2 protein-coding genes are annotated in these 766 nt (G+C 67.4%); both read left to right on the forward strand.

Annotation, left to right across the window (positions count from 1 at the left end; genetic code table 11):
* Positions 1-315, forward strand: a 315-nt coding sequence (locus tag RNB18_RS50710) for an inositol monophosphatase family protein (RefSeq protein WP_311720890.1), incomplete at its 5' end; no start/stop codon positions are given.
* An 18-nt stretch (positions 316-333) separates the two neighbouring features.
* The coding region (locus RNB18_RS50715; RefSeq protein WP_311720891.1) for a cysteine hydrolase family protein at positions 334-766 on the forward strand (433 nt) is incomplete at its 3' end.

Below are 766 nucleotides of genomic sequence, written 5' to 3' on the forward strand. Positions count from 1 at the left end.
GTGTCGCGCACCCGCCCGCCCGCGGTGGCGCTGGCGGTACGGGAGGCACTCGGCGGAACGCTGGTGGAAATGGGTTCGGCCGGGGCCAAAGTGGCCGCGGTGATCCGCGGGATCGCCGATGTGTACGTGCATGCCGGTGGCCAGTACGAGTGGGATTCGGCCGCGCCCGTCGCGGTGGCCCGCGCGGCCGGCCTGCACACCTCGCGCATCGATGGATCGCCTTTGGTCTACAACTCGGCCGATCCGACGCTGCCCGACCTGATCGTGTGCCGGCCTGAGCTTGCCGAACAGGTACTGGCCGTCACGGCGGGGTAGCACCACTAGGCTGACCAGATGAGCCGCCCCACGCTGCGCGAACTGGCCAGCCTGCCCGCCGCACCGGCCCGCCTCGCCGATTCCATCCTGGTTCTCATCGACTGTCAGAACACCTACACCCAGGGAATCATGGAGCTCGACGGTGTGCAGGCCGCCCTCGAACAGACGGCGCAACTGCTCGACCGGGCCCGCAGCGCGGGCATCCCGATCATTCACATCCAGCACTCCGACGGCCCGGGTTCGCTGTATGACATCGATGGTGAGAGCGGTGCGATCGTCGCATCGGTGGCGCCGCGCGAGGGAGAACCGGTGGTGGTCAAGCAGTTCCCCAATTCGTTCGTACAGACCGATCTCGACGATCGGCTGAAAGGCCTCAACGCGTCGAACCTGGTGCTGGCCGGATTCATGACGCACATGTGCGTCAACTCCACCGCGCGTGGCGCCTTCAACC

Source organism: Streptomyces doebereineriae, from assembly GCF_031845645.1.
Taxonomy (GTDB): domain Bacteria; phylum Actinomycetota; class Actinomycetes; order Streptomycetales; family Streptomycetaceae; genus Streptomyces; species Streptomyces canus.